This is a genomic window from Streptomyces sp. JN8, assembly GCF_055808075.1.
In genome coordinates, this window is the sequence record NZ_CM147852.1 from 1690108 (window position 1) to 1711115 (window position 21008).

Below are 21008 nucleotides of genomic sequence, written 5' to 3' on the forward strand. Positions count from 1 at the left end.
TGCGGACGACGGGGCGGGGTGCGGCGGTGCCGCACCCCGCGGCTCCGGAGTCAGCGGCCTCGCTCGCGCAGCCCGTGCAGGTGGGCGCTGGACCTGCGGGCGAAGGCGAGGGAGTCGACGGGGTTGTCGTGCTCCGCCTGCCAGTGGTGGGCGTGCCGGCCGTGGCGGGTCCGGTTGACCGCCGAGATGAAGCGCTTGTAGTCGATGTCCCCGTCCCCCACGTCCGTCATCCGGTAGCCGTAGGGAACGGCCGTGTCGTCCCGGTCGCCGTCCTTGACGTGGAAGAGCGGATAGCGGTCCGGCTGGTCGAGGACGTAGTCGAGCGGGTCGAACGGGGCGGGCGTCCCGTCCGGGCGGACCGAGTAGCGGTACTGGCCGACGTACGCCCAGAAGATGTCCATCTCCAGGTGCACCAGGTCGGGGTCGGTCTCGGCGAGCAGCACGTCGTACAGGCGCACGTCGGGCCGGTCGCTCGCGAAGGAGAACTCCTCCGAGTGGTTGTGCTGGTAGAACTTCATGCCGCGCCTCCTCGCCGCCTCGCCGTACCGGTTGAACTCCTCGGCGCACCGCTTCCACCCGTCGACGGTGGAGCCGTAGCGCCAGGGCCCCGACGCCGTGCCGATGTGCGGCAGGCCGAGGGCCGCCGCGTCGTCGAGGACGCGGTCGAGGTTCTGCGCGAACGTGTACGCGGCGGGATCGCTCGCGTAGTAGCCGACGTGGCTGCCGATCGGGCGCAGCCCGTGGTCACGGGTGAGGCGCTTGAGCTGGGAGAGGCTGATGGGGCCGGCGGAGCCCTGGGTGTAGCCGGCGTACTCGACCTCGTCGTATCCGTACTTCTGGAGTTCGGCGAAGACGGCGGCGAATCCGAGGGTCGAGACCTTGTCCCGGAGCGAGTAGAGCTGGATGCCCAGGCGGCCGGGCGGCAGGACGGGGCGGCCGTGCCCGTGGCCCTGGCCGGGGCCCGGGGAGGCGGTGGCCGCGGCCGCGGGGACCGCCGCCCCGAGGAGCGCTGCGGCGGTCGCGCCGGCGGCGACGCCCAGCATGTTGCGGCGGCTGAGCCGCCGGCCGAGCTCGGGGTCGTCGGAGCCTTGGTTGCGGCGAGGGAAACTCATCTGTGGATAACTCCTTGGCTGTCGGACGGGGCTGCTTCACTGGATTCGACCGGGGACGTCCGACCGGGCACCCCGAGGAGTTCGGGGCCGGCGCGTTCGGACCGATCCGGCGGGCTGCGCGGGTTCAGCTCGGGGTCTCGGCGATCCCGGCCAGCCCGAGCAGCAGCTTCTTCACATCGGTGGCCGCGACGCGGCCGTCCAGGGCGCGGGGGGTGGAGCACAGGATGAGCGGACCTTCGTCCTCGTTCGCGGGGAGGCGGCCGTGGCTGCCGCGGAGCGGTGAGGGATCGAGCGGGACGACCGCGAGCCGGTACCGCATACCGAGCTTCTTGCGGGCGATCTCGCGCGCCGCCTTGATCCGTACGTAGGGATCGAGCGGGTCCATGAGGAGTTCCGCGGGGTCGTAGCCGGGTTTGCGGTGGATCTCGACCAGCTGCGCGAAGTCGGGGGCACGGGCGTCGTCGAGCCAGTAGTAGTACGTGAACCAGGCGTCGGGCTCGGCCAGGGCGACCAGCTCCCCCGAGCGCGGATGGTCGAGGCCGTGCTCCTTCTTGCCGACGTCGTCGAGGAGCCGTTCCAGACCGGGCAGCCCGGCGAGCGCCTCCCGCACGGCCGGCAGGTCGGTCGGCCGCCTGACGTAGACGTGGGCGATCTGGTGGTCGGCGACGGCGAACGCCCGGGAGGCCATCGGGTCCAGGTACTCCATGCCGTCCTGGGTGTGGACCTCCAGGAGTCCGGCGCGCCGCAGGGCCCGGTTGATGTCGACCGGCCGCTCGACCCGGGTGATGCCGTACTCGGAGAGCACCACGACCGTGCGGCCCTCGGCGCGCGCCTCCGCGAGAAGCGGTGCGAGGACGGTGTCGAGCGCGGCCGCGGCCCGGAAGGAGCGCGGGTCGTCGGGGCCGTAGCGCTGGAGGTCGTAGTCCAGGTGCGGGACGTAGCAGAGGGCGAGGTCGGGCCGGCGGGTGCGCAGGATGTGGCGGGTGGCGTCGACGATCCAGCGGCTGGAGACGAGGTCGGCGCCGGGTCCCCAGAAGTGGAAGAGGGGGAAGGTGCCGAACCTCTCGGTGAGTTCATCGTGCAGGGCGGGGGGCCGGGTGTAGCAGTCGGGCTCCTTGCGTCCGTCGGCGTAGTAGACGGGACGGGGGGTGACGGTGATGTCGGTGTCGGCGCCCATCGCGTACCACCAACAGATGTTGGCGACGGTGTAGTCGGGGTGGCTGCGGCGGGCCGCGTCCCAGAGGCGGTCGCCGGAGACCAGGCCGTTGTGCTGGCGCCACAGCAGGACGTCGCCGAGCTCGCGGAAGTACCAGCCGTTGCCGACGATGCCGTGCTCGGCGGGGAGGGTGCCGGTGAGGAAGGTGGTCTGCGCGGCGCAGGTGACGGCGGGCAGGACGGTGGAGAGCGGGGCCTGGGAGCCGCCGCGGGCGAGGGCGGCCAGGTGCGGCATGTGCGGCAGGAGCCGCGGGGTGAGGCCGACGACGTCGAGTACCAGGAGAGGGGTGGGTGCGGGTGCGGGCGGTGCGGTGGGCACGGGGTCGGTCATGGGAGTTCCTTGAGGCCGAGGTCGGTCAGCAGGTCGCGGGCCAGGGTCAGTTCGGCGGTGATTCCGTCGGCGAGGCGGGCCCTGGTGCGGGGGCGGCTCTCGGGTGGCAGGGCCTGCCAGGTGTAGGTCTCGACCTCCAGGTGGCGGGTGACCGGGTGCGGGCCGCCGACGAGCAGGGCGAGGGCGTCCTGGAGGACGGGCAGCGTGGAGGTGAGCGGGGGCGCGGGCGGCGCGTGCAGGGGGACGTGGAAGTGGGAGCGCCAGGGGGTGGCGTCGGGCAGGCCGTGCGCGGTCGTGCCCCGGTGTCCGGAGGCCGCGAGCGCCTCGGGGAGGTCGTCGGTGCCGCGGAGGCCGGCGGCGGTCCGGGTGCGGGTCTGGTGGAGGAAGCGGGGTTCGGCGAAGGCGGCGAGCGCGGCCCTGGCCTCCGGGAGGTGCGGGTGCTCCGCGTGGAGCGCGGCGGAGAGCTGCGCCTTGGGGACGGGGATGCAGGCGGCGGCGAGCGCGTCCAGGGCGGTGCGCGGGTCCTCGAAGGAGGTCGCGAGGTGGCAGGTGTCGAGGCAGACGCCGATGCGGGGGCCGGGGCTGCCCGTCGGGGCGGGTGGGGGGCCGGGGTGCGGGTGCGCGTCCGGTGGGGCGGTGAGCGCGGCGACGGCGTCGGCGACGGTCTCGACGACGCATCCGGGCTCGGGTTCGAGGCCGATGCGGATGCTCCGGCCGGTGAGCTCCTCCAGGGCGTCGAGGCGTCCGGCGAGGGTCGTCAGGGCGGCGCGGGCGGTGGCGGCCGCCTCGGCGTCGAAGGGGGTGCGCCAGGCGAGGGGCAGTGTGGAGACGGAGCCTTCGGTGACGTCCTCGGGGAGCAGGGCGACGAGGAGCCGGGCGAGGTCGGTGGTGTGCGCGAGGCGGTCGGGGTGGGTCCAGTCGGGCCGGTAGACGCGGTACTTGACCTCGTCGGCGCCGAACCCCTCGTAGGGGAAGCCGTTCAGGGTGACCACTTCGAGTCCCCGGCGGTCGAGTTCGGCGCGGAGGGCGCGGAGCGAGGCCGGGTCGGTGATCAGGGAGCGGGCGGCGTCCCGGGCGAGCCAGAGGCCGATGCCGAGGCGGTCGCGGCCGAGGCGTCGGCGGACGGGCTCGCAGTGGTCGCGGAGCTGGGCGAGGACGCCGTCGAGGGTCTCGGCGGGGTGGACGTTGGTGCAGTAGGCGAGGTGGACGGTGGAGCCGTCGGGGTGCCGGAAGCGCATGGCGGCGCCTCATTCCCCGCCTCGGAGGACGGAGTTGCCCTCGTGGAGGTCCGGCGGGGTGGGGACGTCGAGGTGGAGGCGTCCGCTGAGACCGTAGAAGGCGACGGGGTTGCGCCAGAGGACCTGGTCGACGTCGTCGTGCGTGAAGCCGGAGGCGAGCATGGCGCGGGCGACGGCGCGGGTCTTGAGGGGGTCGCTGCGTCCCCAGTCTGCGGCGGAGTTCACCAGGATCCGGTCGGTTCCGTACTCCTTGAGGATCGCGACGGTCCGGTCCTCGTCCATCTTGGTGTCGGGGTAGACGGAGAAGCCGAGCCAGGCGCCGCTGTCGGCGGCCTCCTTGACGGTGGTCTCGTTGAGGTGGTCGAGGAGGACGCGGTCGGGGGCGAGCGCGGACTCGCGCACGACGTCGACGGTGCGGCGCAGCCCGGTGAGCTTGTCGCGGTGCGGGGTGTGCACGAGGGCCGGGAGGCCGTGGTCGGCGGCGAGCTGGAGCTGGGTGGCGAGCGCGGTGTCCTCGGCGGGTGTCAGGGAGTCGTAGCCGATCTCGCCCACGGCGACGACGCCGTCCTTGGCGAGATAGCGGGGCAGGTCGTCGAGGACGGGTGCGCAGCGGGGGTCGTTGGCCTCCTTCGGGTTGAGGGCGAGGGCGCAGTGGTGGGCGATGCCGTACTGGGCGGCGCGGAAGGGCTCCCAGCCGAGGAGGGCGTCGAAGTAGTCGTGGAAGGAGGCGGGCGAGGTGCGCGGCTGGCCGAGCCAGAACGACGGCTCGACGAGGGCGCGGACACCGGCGTCGTACATCGCCCGGTAGTCGTCCGTGGTGCGCGAGGTCATGTGGATGTGGGGGTCGAAGATGCGCATCAGGACTCCTCGGTGGGGGCGGTGAGGGCGAGGACGCGGGTGAGGTCGGCGGGGACGTCGCGGCCGGCCGCGGTGCGTTCGGCGGCGTGGTCGGCGAGCATCCGGGCGAGTTCGTCGTCGCCGGCGGCGCGTTCGGCGAGTCCGGCGACGGCGGCGACGGGGACCTCGGTGAAGAGGCACTTGAGGAGGGCGTGCCGCCAGGCGTGGGGGGTGAGGTGGGTGGCGGCGTAGGGGCCGACTGCGGCGGCGATCAGGGAGGTGTCGTGTGTGCGGAGGGCGTCCTCGACGAGGGGGACGGCCTCGGGGCCGGTGACGAGGGCGGGGAGGGCGAGCAGGACGGCACGGCGCTCGGCGGCGGCGCCGTGCCGGTAGAGGCGGGTGAGGGTGGCGGCGTCGGCTGTGGCGGCCCGGAGGAGGCGGGTGCGGGCCTCGTCGGCGTGCGCGCGCCCGCAGTGCCGGCCCGCGGTGACGAAGTGCTCCTCCCAGCCGGGGGCGTGGGCCTCGGCTTCGGCGAGGGCGCTGTCCAGCCAGGCGCGGGCGGCGGCGGGGACGGTCAGCATGCGGGGGCCTCCCGGCGCAGGAAGGAGAGGGAGCTGCGGGCGTGTTCGGGTCCCGCGTGGGAGTGGCGGGGCAGCTCGACGACGGTCAGTCCCGGGTAGCCGGCGGCGGTGAGTTCGGCGAGGGCGGCGAGCACCGGCGGGAAGTCGATCTCGCCGTCGCCGAGGGGCAGGTGTTCGTGGACTCCCCGGCGCATGTCATCGATCTGGAGGTGGTGCACCCAGGGAGCGGCGGCGCGGAGGCAGTCGGCGGGAGGGAGGGGTTCGAGGCACTGGCAGTGGCCGATGTCGAGAGTGAGGCCGAGGACGGCGGGTGCCGGGTCGCCGAGGAGTCCGCGCAGGTGGTGGAAGTCGTCGAGGGTGGCGAGGAGGTGGCCGGGTTCGGGTTCGACGGCCAGGGGGACGCGGGCGGCCTCGGCGGCTTCGAGGACGGGGGCGAGGGAGGAGGCGAGCCGTTTCCAGGCCTCGTCCGGCGGGGTGTCGGCGGGGAGGACGCCGCTGAAGCAGTGCACGGCGTGCGCGCCGAGGTCGGACGCGACCCGGACGGCCCGCAGGAGGAGCCCGACGCGGGCGGCCCGGCCGCCGGCGTCCGGGTCGAGCAGGGACGGGCCGTGTTTGCGCCGCGGGTCGAGGACGTAGCGGCCGCCGGTCTCGACGGTCGCACCGAGTCCCAGCTCGCCGAGGCGGCGGGCGACCCGGGCGGTACGGGTGGCCAGGTCGGGGGCGAGGGGGTCGAGGTGCATGTGGTCGAGGGTCAGCCCGACGCCGTCGTAGCCGAGGTCGGCGAGCAGCCCGAGGGCGTCGTCGAGCCGCAGGTCGGTGAGGCCGTTGGTGCCGTAACCGAACCGCGGCCGGGCCGCGGCGGCCGGGGAGGGAGCGGCCGGGGACGGAGCGGCCGGGGAGGGGGTGGCAGGGGAGCGCCGGGAGGGAGGGGCGGGGGCGGGGGGAGAAGAGCGGGGCGCGGGGGTGGGTCGGGGAGCGGGGGCAGGGGCGGGGGAAGGGGCCGGGCGGCGGGGGGTGGGGCTCATGTGGGGCTCACCTTCCGGGCGAGGGCGCGGGCGGCCGGGACCAGGCCGAGGAGCGCGAGCGCGGTCGCGGGCGCCCCGGCGCGGGCCGCGAGCGCGGCCTGGAGCGGGATGGTCGCCCGGATCCCGCCGCCGACGGCACGCTCGGTGAGGGCGGCGGACGGGTTGAGCGCGGCGTGGAGGAGGAGCGGGGCCGGGGTGCGGGCGTAGGCCAGGGCGAGGAGCGGGCGGAGGCGGGCGGCGTCCGGCCGCGGTCCTCCCGGGCCTCCCGACGCCGCGGCGGCCACCGCCAGGGTGACGGCCAGCGCGGCGAGCGGGGTGCGGGTCGAGCCGCCCCGGGTCTCGTGGCGGGAGACGGCGGTGACGGCGTAGGTGTGCGCCCCGAGGAGGGCGGCGGACGGGAGGGCGTCGAGGGCGGCTCGGGTACGGGTGTCCCTCCCCCGGGTCGACGCCGTGGCTCCCAGGAGGAGGTCGAGGGCGCGTGCCGTGGCCATGGCTCCGGGGCCGGCCGGGGTGTGCTTGAGGCCGAGGTCGTAGGCCCAGACCGTGGTGGCGAGGGCGGCGGCGACCGCGAGGGACGGGCGGCCCGCGCGGGAGGCCAGGGCCAGGCCCGCGGCCGTCAGGGCCGCCGAGGCGGCGAGGGCGGTGCCGGGGGCGATGCGGCCGGAGGGGAGCGGACGGTGGGGGCGTTCGACGGCGTCCTCGGCGCGGTCGGCCCAGTCGTTGAGGGCCATGCCCGCCTCGTACAGGCAGAGCGAGGCGCCGAGGGCGCAGAGCGTCCCCCGGCCGGGGCGGGCCCCGGCCGCCGCCGCGCCCGCCAGGGCGTCGCCGGGCACCGAGAGCAGCGCCGACACGCGGAGGAGTTCCGCCCAGGCCCGTCCCCGGCCTGTACGGCGCCCGGTCATCGGGCCGTCCCCGTAGCCGTACCCCTGGCCGTACCCGTGGCGGTGTCCGTGGCCCGACCCGCCGTCCCCGGGGCACGCGATTCCGGGTGGTCGGCCAGGGAGCTGCCGAAGGTCAGGAGGCGGTCGTACTGGTCCGCCAGGGAGGCCGGTGGGGTGCCTTCGGGGTCCTTGAAGTAGAAGGCGAGGTCCTCCAGGGGTCCGGTGCGGCCCTGCTCGTGCGCGCGGGCCGTGAGGCGTGCGAGGTCGAGGACGAGGGGGGCCGCGAGGGCGGAGTCGCAGCCCTGCCAGAGGGTCTGGAGGATCATGCGGGTGCCGAGGAAGCCGTCGAAGGCGATGTGGTCCCAGGCGGTCTTCCACTCCCCCAGGGCGGGGACGTCGTCGATGTGGACCTGGCCTTCGACGCCGGGGCCGAGCGTGTCGGTGAGGACGCGTTCCTTGCCGGCGTTCTTGGCCGCGGCGGCGGCCGGGTCGGCGAGGGCGGCTCCGTCGCCGCCGCCGAGGAGGTTGCTTCCGGACCAGGCGCGTACGGTCAGGGCGCGCTGGTGGAACATCGGGGCCAGTACGGCGCGGAGCAGGGTCTGGCCGGTCTTGCCGTCCCGGCCCGCGTGGGGCAGTCCGCTCGCGGCGAGCGGGTCCGCGAGGGCGGGGTGCCGCAGTCCGGTGGACGGGGTGAAGTTGACGTACGGGCATCCCGCGCGCAGGGCGGCGGCCGCGTACAGGGTGCTGGGTGGGAGCCCGACGCCCCCCGACGCCGGCTCCGTGGATGCCACATTGACGACCACGACGCGCTCCAGGCCACAGCGTCGCCGGAAGTCCGTCAGGTCGCGGGTGAAGGCGGTGACGAGTTCCTCGGTGGTGCGGGTGTCCCCGGGGGCGGGGCCGCCGGGGCGGATCTCGCGGTCGGCGGTCTCCAGTTCGCGGGTGACGGTCCGGGTGAGGCCGTACGGGAGGACCCCGGCGGTGGTGAGCTGTTCGGCCCGTTTGGGGAGCGGGCAGTCGGTGGTGTCGTGTCCGCCGAAGACGAGGGAGTCGAGCGGGGGCAGGCCGGCGCCGGCGAGGGCGGGGGTCTCGGTGGCCATGCCGGTGGGTGGGTGGAGTCCTGCGACGAGGGCGGCGCAGCCGGCCATGGTGGTGGTGGCGACGGAGCCTCTCGCGCCTATGAGCCAGATTCCGGTCCGGGGTGCGTGGGTCATGGCGTCGGCCTCCCTGCTCGTCCAGCGGAAAGAAGGGGTGGTGCGGTGGTGGAGCGGTGGTGGTGCGGTAGTGGCGGGGCGGTGGGCTGGTGGGGCGGTGGGGCGGGTGACGGTGGGCGGGGGGTACGGCGCCGCCCCGCCCACCGTCGTCGGGTGGGCTTCCGCGGGGGTGTGTCGCGGAGGCCGGTGAGGGGTCGGTCAGGGCCGCCGCGGCGGCCGGCCCGTCAGGAGGGGAGTTCCTTCAGGCGGATGTTGCGGAACGCGGCCTCGTCGGTGGCTCCGTGGTTCTGGATGCCGATGTGGCCGCTGGTGAGGCTGCGGGCGGGGTCGGTGTTGGTGAAGTCGTTGATCTTGGTGCCGTTGAGGAAGACCTGGAGGCGTTCGCCCTGGACGCGGATCTCGTAGGTGTTCCACTGGCCGGGCGGCCGGAGTGCCTGGTCGCGGGCCTTGAGTTGGGCGGACTTGAAGCCGTAGACGGCTCCGGTGGTGCGGTCGGGGGCGTCGGTGGCGTCGATCTGGATCTCGTAGCCCTTGTTCACGGCGGACCAGGGGTCGTCGCTCGCGGGGAAGCCGACGAAGACGCCTGAGTTGGAGTCGCCGGTGAGTTTCCAGTCGAGGGTGAGGGAGTAGGAGCGGAGCTCCTTGGCCTGGTACCAGAGCATGCCCATGCCACCGGTGGAGTGGAGTGCGCGGTCGGCGATGTCGAAGCCGCCGGGTCCGGCCTGCTTCCAGCCTTCGCGGGTCTCGCCGTTGAAGAGGTCGCGGTAGCCGGTCTGGGGTCGGCAGTCGGCCTTGACCTGGCCAGTGGCGTAGCGGAGGCCGCCCAGCAGGTGCTGGCGGAAGGCGGGCTCGGCGTAGGACTCCTTGGTGTGGCCGCCTCCGGTGTAGAAGGAGCGGCCGCCGCCGTAGGTCTGGCACCAGGCGATGGGGTGGTCGCCCTTCATGGTGCCGCCCTGGTAGGTGGTCTCGTCGAGGGTGGCGAGGACGCGGGCCTGGTCGCGGGGGTTGGTGCGGTAGTTGTACCACTCGTCGATGCGCTGCCAGGGGCCGTCGAGGTGGGCGGTGGCGGGGTGGGTGTGGTCCTCGGTGCGGACGGTGGCGGGCTGGATCTGGGGGTGGGACTGGAAGTAGGCGCCGACGAGTCCGCCGTAGAAGGACCAGTCGTATTCGGTGTCGGCTGCGGCGTGGACGCCCATGTAGCCGCCGCCGGTGGAGACGTAGTTCTCGAAGGCGGTCTGCTGTGCGGTGTCGAGGACGTCGCCGGTGGTGGAGAGGAAGACGACGGCGTCGTAGCGGGCGAGGTTGCTGGTGGTGAACTGGCGTGGTTCCTCGGTGCTGTCGATGACGATGTCGCTGGTGGCGCCGAGTTCCTTGAGTGCGGTGATGCCGGTGCCGATGGAGTCGTGGCGGAAGCCGGCGGTCCTGGAGAAGACCAGGACGCGTTTGGCGTCGCGGTTCGCGGGGGTGCTGGAGAAGGTGAAGTCGTCGAGGTCGTAGAGGGCGCCGGTGCCGCCCTTGAAGACGAGGAAGAGTTCGGTGGTCTTGCGGGGCAGGTTCCGCAGGGGGACGTCGATGTCCTGGAAGGTCTCCCAGCTTCCGGTGACGGGGACGGGTGCGGAGCCGTGGAGGGGTCCGGTGGGTGAGCCGGTGCGGACTTCGAGGAAGCCGCCGTTGCCGCCGGAGGAGATGCGGGCGGTGAGCTTGGTGGCTCCGGTGACGTTGTAGGGCGTGAAGGAGATCCAGTCGCCGTCGTCGATGTCGCCGACGGTGCGGCCGCCGTTGGCCTGGGTCTTGTCGAAGAGGTTGACGCCGCTCTGGGTGTCGAAGTGTTCGGCCTGGCGGTGGCGGGGCTGGAGTTTGGCCTGGTCGTGGGTGGTCAGGGGGGCCTGGCCGCCGGCTCCGGCGTCGGTGTACTCGGCGTCGAAGACGGCGAAGATGTTGGCGTCGTCGTCGTGGCCGCCGTCGGCGGAGGTCTTGATGGTTCCGGTGCACCCGTTGGCGGTGGTGACGGGGTGGCCGTGGCTGTCGTGGCCGAGGACGTAGGTGACCTTCACCTTGGTGCAGTCGACGGGGCCGTCTTCGGGGTCGCTGACCTTGACGGTGAAGGGGATGTCGTCGCCGAAGGAGAAGAGGGCTCCTTCTGCCGGGAGTTCGAGGGTGACCTTGGGGGCGGTGTTGCCGACGACGACGCGGACGGAGGCGGAGCCGGTGCGGCCGGTGGTGTCCTCGGCGGTGACGGTGACGGTGTAGGTGCCGTTCTTGCGGTAGGTGTGGGTGGGGTCGGCGGCCGTGGAGGTGCCGCCGTCGCCGAAGTCCCAGGTGTAGGTGAGGGCGTCGCCGTCGCCGTCGGTGGTGCCCGCGGAGGAGAAGGCGACCTTGAGGGGGGCGGTGCCGGAGGTCTTGTTCACGGTCGCCTGGGCGACGGGTGACCGGCCGCCGGTGGCGTTCTCTATGCGGTAGAGGCCGGAGTTGTGGTCGCCGCCGAACCAGGCGGTGCCGTAGTCGAGGACGTAGAGGGCTCCGTCGGGGCCGAAGGCCATGTCCATGATCTGGGTGCCGGTCCAGGGGACGTCGTTGATGGAGGCGACGGTGCCGTCGGCGTCCTGGTCGATGCGTTTGATCCAGCGGCGGCCGAACTCGCCGGCGAAGAAGTCTCCGTCGTAGGCCTCGGGGAACTTGACCGGGGAGGTGTTGGCGGGGTCGTAGCGGTAGACGGGGCCGCCCATGGGGGACTCGGAGCCGGTGCCGAACTCGGGTACGGAGCCGCCGTTGTAGGGGATCCAGGCGGGTTCGGCGGGCGGGAGGTCGACGAGTCCGGTGTTGTACGGGGAGTCGTTGCGGAGGGCGGCGCAGTCGTAGGGGGCGCCGGAGGTCTTGGTGGCGAAGTCGTAGGCGACATAGGGGTCGTTGTCGCCGGTGCAGAAGGGCCAGCCGAAGTTGCCGGGGCGGGTGACGCGGGCGAACTCGACCTGTCCGGCGGGTCCGCGGCCGGGGTCGGCGGCGCCGGCGTCGGGGCCGTAGTCGCCGACGTAGAGGGTGCCGGTGGCCTTGTCGACGCTGAAGCGGAAGGGGTTGCGGAAGCCCATGGCGTAGATCTCGGGCCGGGTCTTGGCGGTGCCGGGGGCGAAGAGGTTGCCGTCGGGGACGGTGTAGGTGCCGTCGTCGGCGACCTTGATGCGGAGGATCTTGCCGCGGAGGTCGTTGGTGTTGCCGGAGGTGCGGCGGGCGTCGAAGGCGGGGTTGCGGCCGGGGCGTTCGTCGATGGGGGTGAAGCCGTCGGAGGCGAAGGGGTTGGAGTCGTCGCCGGTGGAGAGGTAGAGGTTTCCCTGGGCGTCGAAGTCGATGTCGCCGCCGACGTGGCAGCAGATGCCGCGGGTGGCGGGGATGTCGATGACCTTCTTCTCGCTGGCGTTGTCGAGGGTGCCGTCGGCCTTCAGCGTGAAGCGGGAGAGGCGGTTGACGCCGTCGTACCTCGCGAAGTCGGCGGCGGTGCCGTTCTCGGGGGCGTCCCCGGCGGGGGTGTCGAGGGGCGGGGCGTAGTAGAGGTAGAGGGCCTTGTTCTGCGCGAAGTCCGGGTCGAGGCCGATGCCCTGGAGGCCCTCCTCGTCGTGGGAGTAGACGGGGACGGTGCCGATGACGGTGGTGTTGCCGGCGGCGTCGGTGCGGCGGAGTTCGCCGTTGCGGGAGGTGTGGAGGACGCTGCGGTCCGGGAGGACGGCGAGGGACATGGGTTCGCCGACCTCCTCGCCGCCCTTGGCGAGGGTGATCTGCTGGAACTCCTCGGCGGCCGCGGCTGTCGCGGCGGTGGGGGTGTTCGGGGTCTCGGGTTCGGCGGCGAGGCCCTGGGGGGTGCCGAGGGCGAGCAGTCCGACGGTGAGCAGGGCGAGCGACGTCCTGGGGCGGAGTCGTTTTCTGTGCACGGGTGTCCTCCGGATTCGGGCCGGGTGTGCGGGTGGTCCGGGGACCGGCGTGCGCCGTCACGCTGGTCACATCACGCTGTTACGTCATGTACACATCAGGGACCGTAGCCGGGTTCGTCCAGCACGGAAAGCCCTTGCGCACCGGTGCGGTCGACTTTTCCCCGCGAGAGGACAAAGGCTCCCGCGGGCAGCGCGGACCGGCCCGGCGGCACCTCGCCGCCGGGCGCGGACCCGCGCGTTCACGTCAGTCGGCGCTCCCGAAGGCGGCGTCGAAGGAGGTCGCCGGGGGGTCGAAGTCGTACCGCTTCAGGAAGGACAGCGCCTCGGGTGCGCCGGTCAGCCGGTCCATGCCGGCGTCCTCCCACTCCACGGACACGGGACCCGCGTAGCCGATGGACCGGAGCATCCGGAAGACGTCCTCCCAGGGCACGTCGCCGTGGCCCGCGGAGACGAAGTCCCAGCCGCGCCGCGGGTCGCCCCAGGGCAGGTGGGAGCCGAGCCGGCCGTTGCGGCCGTCGAGCCGCCGGCGGGCCTCCTTGCAGTCCACGTGGTAGATCCGGTCGCGGAAGTCCCACAGGAAGCCGACCGGGTCGAGGTCCTGCCACACGAAGTGGCTGGGGTCGAAGTTGAGTCCGAAGGCCGGGCGCCGGTCGACGGCGTCCAGGGCCCGCCGGGTGGTCCAGTAGTCGTAGGCGATCTCGCTGGGGTGGACCTCGTGGGCGAAGCGGACGCCCTCGGCGTCGAAGACGTCGAGGATCGGGTTCCACCGCTCCGCGAAGTCCTCGAAGCCGCGCTCGACCATCCGCTCAGGGACCGGCGGGAACATCGCCACCAGGTGCCAGATGGAGGAGCCGGTGAAGCCGATGACGGTGTCGACGCCGAGCGCGGCCGCCGCCCGCGCGGTGTCGGCGAGTTCGCGGGCGGCCCGTCGCCGCACCCCCTCGGCGTCGCCGTCGCCCCAGATCCGGGCGGGCACGATCGCCTGGTGGCGCTCGTCGATCGGGTGGTCGCAGACCGCCTGCCCCACCAGGTGGTTGGAGATCGCCCAGCACTTCAGTCCGTACGCGTCGAGCAGCTCCCGCCTGCCCTTGACGTACGCGGGATCGGCGAGGGCCTTGTCGACCTCGAAGTGGTCGCCCCAGCAAGCGAGTTCGAGGCCGTCGTAGCCGAAGTCGCGGGCGAGGCGGCAGACCTCCTCCAGGGGCAGGTCGGCCCACTGGCCGGTGAACAGCGTGAAGGGTCGTGGCACGGTAGGGCGCCTCCTAGCGCGGCAGGGACGGATCGGCGGGCGTGTCGTCGGAGGGGGCGGCGGCTCCCCGGGGCGCGGTGCGGGCCGGGACGCCGACGGGGGTGTAGACCGCGTTGCTCCGGGCGCTCTCCTCCACCGCCGCCAGGACCCGCTGGACCTGGAGGCCGTCGGCGAAGGAGGGCGCCGGGGCGATGCCGCTCGCGACGGCGTGGACCAGGTCGCGGGCCTGGTGCGCGAAGGTGTGCTCGTAGCCCAGCGCGTGCCCGGGCGGCCACCAGCCCTCCAGGTAGGGGTGGGCGGGTTCGGTCACCAGGATGCGGCGGAAGCCCGCCGACACCGCGGGTTCGGTGTGGTCGTGGAAGGACAGTTCGTTGAGCCGCTCCAGGTCGAAGGCGAGCGAGCCGTGCTCCCCGTTGAGTTCGAGCCGCAGGGCGTTCTTACGGCCCGTTGCCATCCGGGTGGCCTCGAAGGAGGCGAGCGCCCCGGAGGCGAGGCGCCCGGTGAACAGGGCCGCGTCGTCGACGGTCACCTGCCCGTACGCCTCCGATCCCGCTCCCCCGGCGAGCCCGCCCGCGGCCACCCCCGTAAGCAGCGGGCGCTTCCGCACGAAGGTCTCGGTGAGGGCGGACACGCCGATGAGCGGCTCGCCCGCCAGGTACTGGGCGAGGTCGACGGCGTGCGCCCCGAGGTCTCCGAGCGCGCCGGAGCCGGCGTGTTCGCGTTCCAGCCGCCAGGTGAGCGGGAAGGCCGGGTCGACGAGCCAGTCCTGGAGGTAGGTGACGCGGAGGTGCCGCAGGGCCCCGAGGCGGCCGTCCGCCACGAGCTGCCGCGCGTACGCGAGGGCGGGCACCCGGCGGTAGTTGAAGCCGACCATGGCGATCTGGCCGCGGGCGGCGGCGGCCTCGGCGGCGGCCGCCATGGTCTCGGCCTCGGCGACCGAGTTGGCGAGCGGCTTCTCGCACAGCACGTGCTTGCCGGCCTCCAGGGCGGCGACGGCGATCTCCGCATGGCTGTCGCCGGGGGTGCAGACGTCGACGAGCTGGACGTCGTCGCGGGCGATCAGGGCCCGCCAGTCCGTTTCGGCGGCGGCCCAGCCGTGCCGTCGGGCGGCGGCCCGGACGGCGGTGGCGTCGCGGCCGGCGACGGCGGCGAGGACGGGGCGCAGCGGCAGGTCGAAGACCCGGCCAGCGGTGCGCCAGCCCTGCGAGTGGGCGGCTCCCATGAAGGCGTAGCCGACCATGCCGATGCCGAGCGTCGGCGGTGCGGCCTCGCTCTCCGTCTGTTCCATGCGGTTCCTCCGTTTCGTGGTGCGGCGGGTTGCTGCTCCCCGGGGGCGGTCGGGCCGCCGGGGTGCCGGTCCGGCCGGGCGGCCGCGGTGCGGTCGGCCGACCCGGCGGCCCGGCCGGTCAGCTGAAGCCGGTGGGCAGGTACTCGTCGACGTTCTCCTTGGTGACGACGGCCGAGTAGAGGGTGATGGAGGCGGGGATCTCCAGCTCGGACATGCCGCCGACGCCCTTGTTCTGGCCGAGGGCGCGGGCGAGGTCGATCGCGGAGGCGGCCATGGTGGGCGGGTAGAGGACGGTGGCCTTGAGGACGCCGGTGTCGGCCTTGATGGCGTCCATGGCGGCCTTGGCGCCGGCGCCGCCGACCATGAGGAAGTCCTTGCGGCCGGCCTGGGCGACGGCCCGCAGGGCGCCCACGCCCTGGTCGTCGTCGTGGTTCCACAGGGCGTCGAACTTCGGCTGGGCCTGGAGGAGTTGGGCCATCTTGGCCTGTCCCGACTCGACGGTGAAGTCGGCGGCCTGGCGGGCGACCTTGCGGATGTTGGGGTAGTTCCTGAGGGCGTCGTCGAAGCCCTGGGTGCGCTGCTTGGTGAGTTCGAGGCTGTCCATGCCGGCGAGTTCGACGACGGTGGCGTTCGGCTTGTCCTTGAGCCGTTCGCCGATGAAGTTGCCGGCGTTGAGGCCCATGCCGTAGTTGTCGCCGCCGATCCAGCAGCGGTAGGCCTGCGGGGAGGCGAAGATCCGGTCGAGGTTGATGACGGGGATGCCGGCCTTCATGGCCTGGAGGCCGATCTGGGTGAGGGCCTTGCCGTCGGCGGGGAGGATGACGAGGACGTCGACCTTCTTGTTGATGAGGGTCTGGACTTGGCCGATCTGGGTGGCGGTGTCGTTGGAGCCCTCGGTGATCTCCAGGGTGACGTCGGAGTACTTCTTCGCGCGCCGTTCGGCGTTGTCGTTGATGGCGTTGAGCCAGCCGTGGTCGGCCTGCGGGCCGGCGAAGCCGATGGTGACGGGGGTGCCGGGCTTGTCGTCGGCGGCGGGCGCGGCGCTGCCGACCGGCGACTGGTTCTTCGGCTCGTTGCTCGTACAGGCCGTGAGCAGGGCGCCGGCGGAGACGGCCGCGCCGCCGAGGAGGAGGTGTCTGCGGCTGGTTTCGGGCATGGCGGTGGATCCCTTCCGAGCGGGTGGGGTGGAGGGGCGGTGGTGGTGCGGGGCGACGGGTGTCCGGTCAGGTCCCGTCGCGGACCGTGCGGCGCTGGAGCAGGACGGCGGCGACGATGATGGCGCCCTTGGCGATCTGCTGGACGTCGCTCTGCAGGTTGTTGAGGGCGAAGATGTTGGTGATCGTGGTGAAGACGAGGACGCCGAGGACGGAGCCGACGATGGTGCCGCGGCCGCCGCTGAGGAGGGTGCCGCCGATGATGGCGGCGGCGATGGCGTCGAGTTCGTACAGGTTGCCGTTGGTGTTCTGCCCGGAGCCGGCGAGGACGACGAGCAGGAAGGCGGCGATGCCGCAGCACAGTCCGGAGAGCAGGTAGAGGTAGAGGCGCTGGCGGCGTACGTCGATGCCGGCGAGGCGGGCGGCCTCCGGGTTGCCGCCGACGGCGAGGGTGCGGCGGCCGAAGGTGGTGCGGTTGAGGAGCAGCCAGCCGGCGGCGGTGACGGCCGCGAAGACGAGGACGAGGGGCGGGATCCCGAGGACGTAGGCGTCGGGGAGGCCGAGGTCGAGGACGGAGGTGACGGTGACGATCTGCGTCTTGCCGTCGGTGATCTGGAGGGCGAGGCCGCGGGCCGAGGCCAGCATGGCGAGGGTGGCGATGAAGGGGACCATGCCGCCGTAGGCGACGAGGACGCCGTTGACGAGGCCGCAGCCGAGGCCGACGGCGACGGCCGTGAAGAGGATTCCGGCGAAGCCGAACTCCTGGGTGGCGAGGGTGGTGGCCCAGACGGAGGCGAGGGCGACGATCGCGCCGACCGAGAGGTCGATGCCGCCGCTGGTGATGACGAAGGTCATGCCGACGGTGACGACGCCGATCACGGAGGCCTGGGTGAGGACGAGTTGGAGGTTGGAGGTGGCGAGGAACTCGGCGGGCCGGGTGAGGCCCCCGACGACGACGAGTGCCGCGAGGACGCCGAGGAGCGACAGGTTGCGGACGTCGGCCCGGAGGCCGAGCGTGCGCCAACGGCTCTCGCCGGGTGGTGCCTTGGCCGGGGTGGTGAGTGTCATTCCGCTGGGCTCCCTTCCATCACGAGGTCGAGTACGCGGTGTTCGTCGAGGTCGCGGGCGGGTGCCCGGTGGACGACCCGGCCTTCGCGGAGGACCAGGACGCGGTCGGCGAGGCCGAGGACCTCGGGGACCTCGCTGGAGACGAGGAGGACGGCGAGGCCGTCGTCGGCGAGGCCCCGGATGACGGCGTACAGCTCGGCGCGGGCGCCGACGTCGACACCGCGGGTGGGTTCGTCGAGGAGGAGGACGCGGCAGCCCCGGAGGAGCCAGCGGGCGAGGACCGCCTTCTGCTGGTTGCCGCCGGAGAGGGTCCGGACCGGGGCGTCCGGGAGGTCGGGGCGCAGCGAGAGGGTGCGGGTGGCGTTCCTCGCGGTGTCGCGTTCGGTGGCGCGGTCGATCCAGCCGGCCCGGGAGAAGCGGGAGAGGGAGGAGACGGAGACGTTGCGGGTGACGGATTCGAGGAGGAGCAGGCCCTGGGCCTTGCGCTCCTCGGGGGCGAGGCCGAGTCCCGCGGCGACGGCGGCGCGGACGCTGCCGGGGCGCAGGGGCCGTCCGTCGACGGTCACCCGGCCGGCGGTGGGTTTCCGTGCTCCGTAGACGGTCTCCAGGATCTCGGAGCGGCCCGAGCCGACGAGTCCGGCGAGGCCGACGATCTCGCCGGGGCGGAGTTCGAGGTCGAGGGCCTCGAACTCCCCTTTCCTGGCGAGTCCCTGGACGCGGAGGACGGGTTCGCCCGTGGGCGGCCGGTCGGGCCGTTCGGGGAAGACGTACGGTACGTCCCGGCCGGTCATGAGGGCGACGACCTCGCGGGTGGGGGTGGTCGCGGCGGGCAGTCCGCGGGCGACGGCGCGCCCGTCCTTGAGGACGGTGACGCGGTCGCCGATGCGGCGGATCTCCTCCAGGCGGTGGGAGATGTAGACGACGGCGACGCCCGCGGCGGTGAGGTCCGCGACGATCCGGAAGAGGTTGGCGACCTCGTCGGGGTCGAGTGCGGCGGAGGGCTCGTCCATGACGATGAGGCGGACCTCGTGCGAGAGGGCGCGGGCCATGGAGACGATCTGCTGCTGGGCGGCGGAGAGTTCGCCGACGCGGCGGGCGGGGTCGATCTCCGGGTGGCCGAGGCGTTCGAGGAGGGCGGCGGCGGTCTCCCGTGCCGCGCGGCCCCGGACGAAGCCCGCGGTGGTGGGCTCGTGGCCGAGGTGGACGTTCTCGGCGACGGAGAGGCCTTCGACGAGGTCGAGTTCCTGGTAGATGGTGGCGATGCCGAGGCGGACGGCGGCGCTCGGGGAGCGGAGCCGTACGGGGTCGCCGTTCCAGGTGATGCGGCCCTCGTCGGGCTGGTGGGCGCCGGCGAGGACCTTGATGAGGGTGGACTTGCCGGCGCCGTTCTGGCCGAGGAGGCAGTGCACCTCGCCGGGCAGGACGTCGAGGTCGACGCCGTCGAGGGCGCGGACGCCGGGGAAGGACTTGGTGATTCCGGACATGGTGAGGAGGGACGGGGAGTGTTCGGGCATGGCGGAGATCCCCTCGGCGAGTGCGGGTGGCCGTCCGGCGGGGTGCGGGTGGGCGGGGGCGCGTGGGGGTGCGAGGCGGGGCGGGCCGTGCGTGCGGGTGCGGGCCGTGCCCCGGGTGCGGCCGTGGCGGGGGCTGACGGGGCGGGGGTGCGGCGGGGCGGGGGTGCGGCGGGGCGGGGGTGCGGCGGGGCGGGGGTGCGGCGGGGGTGCTTCCCGTCCGCCTCCTGGCGCCCCGGAGGCGGACGGGGACGGGGGTGGGCCTGGTGCCGGTCGGACGCGGTTACGCCGGTGAGAAGAGGTGGTCGCTGATGAGGCGGGCCGCGCCCGTCACCCCGGCCGTCTGGCCCAGTTCGCCGAGGACGATGGGCAGGTTGCCGGTGGCCAGCGGCAGGGACTGCCGGTAGACCTGGGTGCGGACGCTGGCGAGGAGGTTGTGGCCGAGGCCGGTGACCCCGCCCCCGATCACCACCAGACCGGGGTTGAAGAAGCTGACGAGTCCGGCGATGACCTGCCCGACCCGGTTGCCGCCCTCGCGGATGAGGGCGAGTGCGGTGGCGTCTCCGGCGGCCGCGGCCGCGGCGACGTCGACGGCGGTGAGGTGGCCGGCCGCCGCGAGCCGGACGGCGAGCTCCTCCGACCTGCCGCCGCGGGCCGCGTCCTCGGCGTCCCGGGCCAGGGCGGCGCCGCTGAAGTGGGCCTCCAGGCAGCCGTTGTTGCCGCAGGCGCAGGGCCGGCCGTCGGGTTCGACCTGGATGTGGCCGATGTCGCCGGCGCTGCCCGTCGTACCGCGGTAGACCTCGCCGCCGACGACGATGCCGCAGCCGATGCCGGTGCCGATCTTGACGCAGAGGAAGTCGCCGACGGAGCGGGCGACACCGGCGTGCTGCTCCCCCATGGCCATGAGGTTCACGTCGTTGTCGACCATGACGGGGCAGCCGAGTTCCTGGCTGAGCGCCTCCCGTACGGGGAAGCCGTCCCAGCCGGGCATGATCGGCGGTGCGACGGGGACGCCCTCGGGGAAGCGGACGGGGCCGGGGACGCCGACGCCGGCGCCGTCGAAGCCTTCGGCGAGTCCGGTGGAGCGGAGTTTCGCCGCCATCGACAGGGCCTGCTCGAAGACGGCGACGGGGCCCTCGCGGACGTCCATGGGGTGGTTGAGGTGCCCGAGCACCTCCAACTCGGCGTTGGTGACGGCGACGTCGATGGAGGTGGCGCCGATGTCGATGCCGAGGAAACGGAGTTCGGGCGCGAGCCGGATGTTGTGCGAGCGGCGGCCGCCCCGGGAGGCGGCGAAGCCGTCGGCGACGACGAGACCGGTCTCCAGGAGCCGGTCGACCTCGACGGCGAGCTTGGAGCGGGAGAGATCGATCTGGTCCCCCAGCTGGGCGCGGGAGTTGGGTCCTCCGTCGCGCAGCAGTCTGAGGAGCCGCGCCTGATGCCGGTTGGCAGGTCGTGCCGTCATGCGTCTCACGCGCCCCTCCCTCTCGTACCCGCTCGTCGTCGTGCTTTCGAGGGGAACGTAGCAGCGGCGTACCGGAGTGGGAAGAAGTTGCGCAGGAATCCGCTCCGACTTTTTCCCGGCCGAGGACAAAGGCGGGGTCGGGCGCGGGAGAAGGGGCGTTCGGCTCGTGTCGGAGGCGGGCGGAGGAGCGCGCCTGCCGGAAGGGGAGTCCGTGCGGCGAGCGGTCAGCGGACCTCGGTCAGGCGGGCCGACACCACCACGTTGCCGGCGTAGCCGTTCTCCTCGGTGAACGTGCCTCCGCAGGTGATGAGGCGCAGTTCGGGCACGCCGGAGTCACCGTAGACCCGCTCGGCGGGGAAGCCCTCCTTGGGGACGACCTCGACGCCGTGGACGGTGAAGACCGCGGTGCGGCCGTCGCGGCGCGCGATCTCCACGCGGTGCCCGGTGCGGAGGGCGCCGAGGTCGTAGAACACGGCCCGCCCGCCGGGGACGTCGACGTGGCCGACGACGACGGCGGTGCCGCGCTCCCCCGGGGTGACGGCCCCGGTGAACCAGCCGGCGAGGCGGTCCTCCTCGGGCGGCGGGGCCTCGATCCAGCCGTCCGGATCGAGGCCGACCCGGGTGAGCGGCGCGTCGATCCGGACGGCCGGGGCCCGGACCCGGAGCGGGGTCGAGGGCGGCAGCGGGGCGGGTGCGGAGGCGGGGGCGAGGGCGGCAGCCACACGGGGACCCTCGGGCGCGGCGGCGGTGAGGGGCTGCGGGGGTCCCTCGGCCCGGAGCTCGTCGGTGCCGCCGCGCACCAGGTGGACGCCGAGGAGGAGCACGACGGCGACGAGGCCCCAGGCGCCGCGCCGGCCGAGGCCGTCGGGCCGTGCCGCGCCGTACCGTTCCCTCACGTCCGAGCTGCCCACGGCCGCTC

16 protein-coding genes are annotated in these 21008 nt (G+C 73.7%); all 16 read right to left on the bottom strand.

What is annotated here, in order from left to right; all coding sequences use genetic code 11:
- Positions 1-50 precede the first annotated feature (50 nt).
- The 16 genes from ACY0MR_RS07385 to ACY0MR_RS07460 all read right to left on the bottom strand — a co-directional run bounded on the left by ACY0MR_RS07385 (position 51) and on the right by ACY0MR_RS07460 (position 21000).
- The gene (locus tag ACY0MR_RS07385) at positions 51-1112 is read right to left on the bottom strand and encodes a sugar phosphate isomerase/epimerase family protein (protein WP_473559868.1); all 1062 of its coding nucleotides are present in this window, start codon (positions 1110-1112) and stop codon (positions 51-53) included.
- 124 nt (positions 1113-1236) lie between these two features.
- On the bottom strand, positions 1237-2658 hold the full coding sequence (locus tag ACY0MR_RS07390) for an alkaline phosphatase family protein (protein WP_404077976.1): 1422 nt from the start codon (positions 2656-2658) through the stop codon (positions 1237-1239).
- Positions 2655-3896, bottom strand: a complete 1242-nt coding sequence (eboE, locus tag ACY0MR_RS07395) for a metabolite traffic protein EboE (protein ID WP_473559870.1) — start codon at positions 3894-3896, stop codon at positions 2655-2657. The genes ACY0MR_RS07390 and eboE overlap by 4 nt, the downstream gene beginning before the upstream one ends.
- 9 nt (positions 3897-3905) lie before the next feature.
- Positions 3906-4754 (bottom strand): TatD family hydrolase, encoded by an 849-nt coding sequence (locus tag ACY0MR_RS07400; protein WP_361855200.1) that lies wholly within the window; start codon positions 4752-4754, stop codon positions 3906-3908.
- Entirely contained in the window at positions 4754-5314 is a 561-nt protein-coding gene (locus tag ACY0MR_RS07405) for an EboA domain-containing protein (RefSeq protein WP_473559872.1), read from the bottom strand. The genes ACY0MR_RS07400 and ACY0MR_RS07405 overlap by 1 nt, the downstream gene beginning before the upstream one ends.
- A complete protein-coding gene (locus ACY0MR_RS07410; protein WP_473559874.1) occupies positions 5308-6339 on the bottom strand; it encodes a sugar phosphate isomerase/epimerase family protein in 1032 nt (343 codons plus the stop codon). The genes ACY0MR_RS07405 and ACY0MR_RS07410 overlap by 7 nt, the downstream gene beginning before the upstream one ends.
- Positions 6336-7241, bottom strand: a complete 906-nt coding sequence (locus tag ACY0MR_RS07415; protein ID WP_473559875.1) for an SCO3242 family prenyltransferase — start codon at positions 7239-7241, stop codon at positions 6336-6338. The genes ACY0MR_RS07410 and ACY0MR_RS07415 overlap by 4 nt, the downstream gene beginning before the upstream one ends.
- Positions 7238-8434 carry an inositol-3-phosphate synthase gene (locus tag ACY0MR_RS07420; protein ID WP_473559877.1) on the bottom strand — a complete coding sequence of 399 codons (1197 nt, stop codon included), beginning with the start codon at positions 8432-8434 and terminating at the stop codon, positions 7238-7240. Before ACY0MR_RS07420 ends, ACY0MR_RS07415 begins: the two co-directional genes overlap by 4 nt.
- Before the next feature lie 224 nt (positions 8435-8658).
- A complete protein-coding gene (locus tag ACY0MR_RS07425) occupies positions 8659-12354 on the bottom strand; it encodes a ThuA domain-containing protein (protein WP_473559879.1) in 3696 nt (1231 codons plus the stop codon).
- Positions 12355-12598: 244 nt separating this feature from the next.
- Positions 12599-13603, bottom strand: a complete 1005-nt coding sequence (locus ACY0MR_RS07430; protein ID WP_388795894.1) for a sugar phosphate isomerase/epimerase family protein — start codon at positions 13601-13603, stop codon at positions 12599-12601.
- 13 nt (positions 13604-13616) lie between these two features.
- Positions 13617-14891, bottom strand: coding sequence for a Gfo/Idh/MocA family protein (locus tag ACY0MR_RS07435; RefSeq protein ID WP_473559881.1), 1275 nt, complete (start codon positions 14889-14891; stop codon positions 13617-13619).
- Between the two features lie 118 nt (positions 14892-15009).
- Positions 15010-16047, bottom strand: a complete 1038-nt coding sequence (locus ACY0MR_RS07440) for a substrate-binding domain-containing protein (protein WP_473559883.1) — start codon at positions 16045-16047, stop codon at positions 15010-15012.
- 67 nt (positions 16048-16114) lie between these two features.
- Positions 16115-17113, bottom strand: coding sequence for an ABC transporter permease (locus tag ACY0MR_RS07445; protein ID WP_388795902.1), 999 nt, complete (start codon positions 17111-17113; stop codon positions 16115-16117).
- Positions 17110-18597, bottom strand: coding sequence for a sugar ABC transporter ATP-binding protein (locus tag ACY0MR_RS07450; RefSeq protein WP_473561730.1), 1488 nt, complete (start codon positions 18595-18597; stop codon positions 17110-17112). The genes ACY0MR_RS07445 and ACY0MR_RS07450 overlap by 4 nt, the downstream gene beginning before the upstream one ends.
- Before the next feature lie 310 nt (positions 18598-18907).
- Positions 18908-20089, bottom strand: coding sequence for an ROK family transcriptional regulator (locus ACY0MR_RS07455; protein ID WP_388795904.1), 1182 nt, complete (start codon positions 20087-20089; stop codon positions 18908-18910).
- Positions 20090-20313: 224 nt separating this feature from the next.
- Complete coding sequence (locus tag ACY0MR_RS07460) at positions 20314-21000, bottom strand: class F sortase (RefSeq protein ID WP_473559886.1); 687 nt, start codon at positions 20998-21000, stop codon at positions 20314-20316.
- Positions 21001-21008: the final 8 nt, after the last annotated feature.